The following is a 5,302-nucleotide window of genomic DNA, read 5'->3' on the forward strand; positions in this document are numbered from 1 at the left end:
ATGGACCCCGTCCACGGCTACCAGGTCACCAACGTCGAAGCGGCCATGTCCTCGCCGTCCAGTCTCCTGCACTGGACCCGGCGCATGATCGAGATCCGCAAGCTGAACCCCGCCTTCGGCCTGGGCACCTACACCGAACTGCCCTCCTCCAACCCCGCCGTCATCGCCTTCCTGCGCGAAGCCCCCTCCGCGGAGGGGAACGGGGACGATCTCGTCCTGTGCGTGCACAACTTCTCGCGCGTCCCCCAGCCCACCGAACTCGACCTGCAGACCTTCAGCGGACGCCACCCCGTCGAACTCATCGGCGGCGTCCGCTTCCCCGCCATCGGCGAACTGCCCTACCTCCTCACCCTCGCCGGCCACGGCTTCTACTGGTTCCGCCTCCACCAGGACCCCACTCCGCTCACCACACGCCGATTGACGGTGTGCTCCTGAAAGGACGGGTCGTCATGCGCAAGGTCGTCTCACCCCGCCCCAGCGGCCACACTCCGGCCCATCTGCTGACGTCGCTCGCCGATCTGCTGCGGACCTGGCTGCCCGAGCAGCGCTGGTTCGCGGGCAAGGGCCGGCGGGTCACGGAGCTGTCCCTGCTCTCGGTCACCGAACTGCACCCGACGTGCCTGCACCTCCTGGTCTGCACCGGGCAGACCTCGTCCCCGTCGCAGCCCGGCGACTGCTACCAGCTGCTCCTGGGGGTCGGGGAGGAACTGCCTCCCCGGCTGGCCCACGCCCGCATCGGGCGGGCGAGCCAGGGGCCGCTGGCCGGTCTGACCGTGTACGACGCCCTCCAGGAGCCCCGCTCCGCCGACCTTCTCCTGGAGCGGCTGCGCACGGCCGGGACGGCGGGTCCCCTGCGGTTCGAGCGTGACGCGAAGGTGTCCGTCCCGGCCGGTCTCACGCCGCGCCTCCTGGGCGCCGAGCAGTCCAACACCTCGCTGGTGTACGGCGACGCCTACATCCTCAAGGTCTTCCGGCGGGTCCAGCCCGGCGTCAACCCGGACCTGGAGGTGCCGTGGGCCCTGGCCCGCCAGGGGTGCACCCGGGTGCCGGCCCCCGTGGCGTGGTTCCGGACCTCGCAACCGCAGGTGGCGACGCTCGGTGTGCTCCAGCCGTTCCTGCCGGGCGCCGCCGACGGATGGACCCTGGCGCTCGAAGCGCTCACCGCGGGACGGGACTTCGCGGACGAGGCGTACGAACTGGGGCGGGCGACCGCCGAGGTGCACCTCGCGCTGGCCGCGGCGTTCGCCCCGGGCGCGCCGGCCGGGCACGGGAGCAGACGGCTCGCGGCCGCGATGATCGAGCGGCTGGACGCGACGAGCCGGTCGGTGCCCGAGCTGCTGCCCTACGCGGACGGGCTGCGGGGCGCCTTCGACGAGCTGGCCGCCCTCGACTCGGGCCGTCCGGTGCAGCGGATCCACGGCGACCTGCACCTGGGCCAGGTGCTGCGGGCCGGGGAGCGGTGGTTCGTCATCGACTTCGAGGGCGAGCCGGCCCGTCCGATCGCCGAACGCCGCCGGCCGCAGTCCCCCGTACGCGATGTCGCGGGGATGCTGCGCTCCTTCGACTACGCCGCGCGCAGCCGCCACCCGTGGCGCCCGGAGTGGGCGCTCCGCTGCCGGGAGGCCTACTGCGCCGGGTACGCCGTCCAGGCGCGGTGGGACCCGCGTGCGCAGCCCGAGCTGCTGCGGGCGTACGAGACGGACCGGGCCGTGTACGAGGCCCTGTACGAGGCGCGGCACCGGCCCGACTGGCTCCCCGTGCCGATGGCGGCGATCGCCCGCCTGGCCGAGCACCACCCCGTGCAGTCCGGCGGTCCGCACACGCCGGTCCCTTCCTTCCACAGCGCCCAAGGAGGCTGAAACGTGACAGGCCGCAACATCTCCGTGCCCCTGACCCCGCCGCCGTCCGTGCACGTCCGAGCTGCCGGGGCCGGTCCGTCCGGGCCGGGGCCGGGCGGCGCGGCCGGACGGCAGCCGGTCTCCTCGCTGGACGGGGCGGACCGCGAACGGCTCCTGTCGGGGGCCCATCACGATCCGCACGCACTGCTCGGGGCGCATCCGGTGCCGGACGGCGTCGTCGTGCGTGCGCTGCGGCCGTTCGCCGAGTCCGTGGCGGTGGCGCTGCCGGACGGGCTGCGGATGGTGCTGGACAGCGAGGGCGGTGGCCTCTTCTCGGGAGTGCTGCCGCTCGACCCGGTTCCCGAGTACACGCTGCTGGTCAGGTACGAGGGCGGTGTCGAGCTGGAGGTGGAGGACCCGTACCGCTTCCTGCCGGCGCTCGGCGAACTCGATCTGCACCTCGTCCGCGAGGGCCGGCACGAGGAGCTGTGGCGGGCGCTCGGCGCCGAGCCGATGACGCACCAGGGCGTGGCGGGCACCCGCTTCACGGTGTGGGCGCCGAACGCCCGGGGGGTGCGGGTGGCCGGGGACTTCACCTTCTGGGACGGCACGCAGTTCCCGATGCGCTCGCTGGGCGCGGCCGGGGTGTGGGAGCTGTTCCTGCCGGGGGTCGGCGAGGGCGCGCGGTACAAGTTCGAGATCACGTCCCGCCACGGCGAGCGGTTCCTCAAGGCGGACCCGATGGCCCGGCGCACCGAGGTGCCGCCCGACACCGCGTCCGTCGTCACGGCCGCGCACCACGAGTGGGGCGACGCACGGTGGATGGCCCACCGCGGCGACACACCGGTGCACATGGCTCCGTTCTCCGTGTACGAGGTCCACCTCGCGAGCTGGCGGCCGGGGCTGACGTACCGGCAGCTCGCCGACGAGCTGCCCGCGTACGTCGCCGACCTCGGCTTCACCCACGTGGAGCTGATGCCGGTCGCCGAACACCCCTTCGGCGGCTCCTGGGGCTACCAGGTCACCGGCTTCTACGCGCCCACCTCCCGGCTGGGCACCCCGGACGACTTCAGGTACCTCGTCGACGCCCTGCACCGGGCCGGCATCGGCGTGATCATGGACTGGGTGCCCGCGCACTTCCCGAAGGACGACTGGGCGCTGGCGCGCTTCGACGGGGAGCCGCTGTACGAGCCGGGCGACGACCGGCGCGCCGAGCACCCCGACTGGGGCACCTACGAGTTCGACTTCGACCGGGTGGAGGTGCGCAACTTCCTCGTCGCCAACGCCGTGTACTGGTGCGAGGAGTTCCACATCGACGGGCTGCGGGTCGACGCCGTCGCCTCCATGCTCTACCTCGACTACTCGCGCGAGGACGGGCAGTGGACGCCGAACGTCCACGGCGGCCGGGAGGACCTCGGCGCGACGGCGTTCCTCCAGGAGATGAACGCGACGCTGTACCGGCGGGTGCCGGGGATCGTGACCATCGCGGAGGAGTCGACCGCCTGGGACGGGGTGACCCGCTCCACCGACTCCGGCGGCCTCGGGTTCGGCCTGAAGTGGAACATGGGGTGGATGCACGACTCGCTGGAGTACATCCGCCACGAGCCCGTGCACCGCAAGTACCACCACCACGAGATGACGTTCTCGATGGTGTACGCGTACAGCGAGAACTACGTGCTGCCGATCTCCCACGACGAGGTCGTGCACGGCAAGCAGGCGCTGGTGTCGAAGATGCCCGGCGACTGGTGGCAGCGGCGCGCGAACCACCGTGCCTACCTGGGCTTCATGTGGGCCCACCCCGGCAAGCAGCTCCTGTTCATGGGCCAGGAGTTCGCGCAGGGCGCCGAGTGGTCGCAGGAGCACGGCCCCGACTGGGGGCTGCTCGATCCGGCGTACGGCGCGGAGGCGGACCACCGGGGGGTGCGGGACCTCGTCCGCGAGCTCAATCTGCAGTACCGGGCCACCCGGGCGCTCTGGGAGCGGGACACCTCCCCCGCCGGGTTCGCGTGGGTCGCCGGGGACGCGGCTGAGGACAACGTCTTCGCGTTCCTGCGGTTCGCGGCGGACGGGAGCCCGCTGCTGGCCGTCTCCAACTTCTCCCCGGTGGTGCGGCACGACTACCGGCTGGGTGTCCCGGACGGCGTGGCCGCCTGGCGGGAGGTCCTGAACACCGACGCGACGTGCTTCGGCGGCAGCGGTGTCACCCGCTCCGGCGCCGTCAAGGCAGACCGGGAGGGGTGGCAGGGGTGGCCGTCCGGGGTGCGGCTCACGCTGCCGCCGCTGGCGACGGTGTGGCTGCGGCCCGCGTAGGTCCGCCCTCTCCGCTCCGCTCCCTCTCCGGTCCGCTCCCGGTCGGCTCCGCTCCCGGCCCGGAGAACCGGCCCCCGTGTACGCCCGCCCTCCGGGGGAAGGCGCGCACGGGGGCCGGGCCGCGCCCTGCGGGCACGTCCCGCCGGGGCCGTTCATTGCCCGGTCGCCGCCTCCCGGCACTGATCCCGCAGCGCAGGCAGATTGGACTTCCGTGGCCGACACCGTTTCCCCCTGGCCCCACTCCCCCGTCAAGGTCGGCCTGGTCGGCGCCGGCCCCTGGGCGCGGGGGGTGCACGCGCCCGTCCTGGCCGCCGGACCCGAGACGGAGCTGACGGCGGTGTGGGCGCGGCGTCCGGAGGCGGCGCGGGAGACCGCCGAGCCGTACGGAGCCGTCGCCGCGGGGCGTTTCGAGGAGCTGCTCGACCTGTGCGAGGCGGTGGCCTTCGCGGTGCCGCCGGACATCCAGGCGGATCTCGCCGTACGCGCGGCGAAGGCGGGCAAGGCGGTGCTGCTGGAGAAGCCGGTTGGGCTGGACGTGCCGTCCGCCCGGCGGCTCGTCGACGCGATCGACGAGGCCGGGGTCGTCTCCCAGGTCGTCCTCAGCAATCGCTACCACCCCGTCGCCCGGGAGTTCCTGCGGGCCGCGCGGGCCGTCGAGGTGTCGGGGGCCCGTTCGTGCGGTCTGAGCAGCGCCTTCCTCGGCGGTGACTTCGCGACCCCCTGGCGGCTGGAGCACGGTGCCCTGCTGGACGTCGGGCCCCACGTCCTGGACCTGCTGGACGCCGCGATCGGGCCGATCACGGAGATCCGCGGCACCGGGGATCCCCGCAAGTGGATCGAGCTGACCTGCGAGCACGAGGGCGGGGCGGTCAGCCAGGCCTCGCTGTCCGGGTCGGTCGACGTGCGGCCCGGTCTCCTGCGCGTCGAGCTCTTCGGACCCCGGCCGGGTCTCGTGTACGACAACGCGGACCTGGACGACGACGCGTGCTGGCCGGTACTGCGCCGGGAATTCGCCACCGCCGTGCGCACGGGGGTGTCCGGCGAGCTCGACGCCCGGCGCGGCCTCCACCTCCAGGAACTGATCGCGCGGGCGGCGTCGGCGGCGGGGCGCTGAGCCCGCCCGGCACGAGAGCGGGCCCGGCGTCGGGCTGCCC

General features: G+C 73.7%; 4 protein-coding genes. All 4 read left to right on the forward strand.

What is annotated here, in order from left to right; genetic code table 11:
* Window positions 1–435, forward strand: a 435-nt coding sequence (locus tag HO151_RS06700; protein ID WP_173895167.1) for an alpha-glucosidase C-terminal domain-containing protein, incomplete at its 5' end; no start/stop codon positions are given.
* 14 nt (window positions 436–449) lie between these two features.
* Window positions 450–1,859, forward strand: coding sequence for a maltokinase (locus HO151_RS06705; RefSeq protein WP_173895168.1), 1,410 nt, complete (start codon window positions 450–452; stop codon window positions 1,857–1,859).
* 126 nt (window positions 1,860–1,985) lie between these two features.
* Window positions 1,986–4,148: a 1,4-alpha-glucan branching enzyme gene (gene glgB / locus HO151_RS06710; protein ID WP_217422932.1), complete on the forward strand. Its 2,163-nt coding sequence runs from the start codon at window positions 1,986–1,988 to the stop codon at window positions 4,146–4,148.
* A 211-nt stretch (window positions 4,149–4,359) separates the two neighbouring features.
* Entirely contained in the window at window positions 4,360–5,262 is a 903-nt protein-coding gene (locus tag HO151_RS06715; RefSeq protein WP_173895169.1) for a Gfo/Idh/MocA family protein, read from the forward strand.
* Window positions 5,263–5,302 lie beyond the last annotated feature (40 nt).

This window comes from Streptomyces sp. 8P21H-1 (assembly GCF_013302945.1).

Excerpts from the sequence above, each read along its gene's own strand:
- HO151_RS06705 (WP_173895168.1), top strand. The coding sequence starts at position 450 with ATGCGCAAGGTCGTCTCACCCCGCCCCAGCGGCCACACTCCGGCCCAT.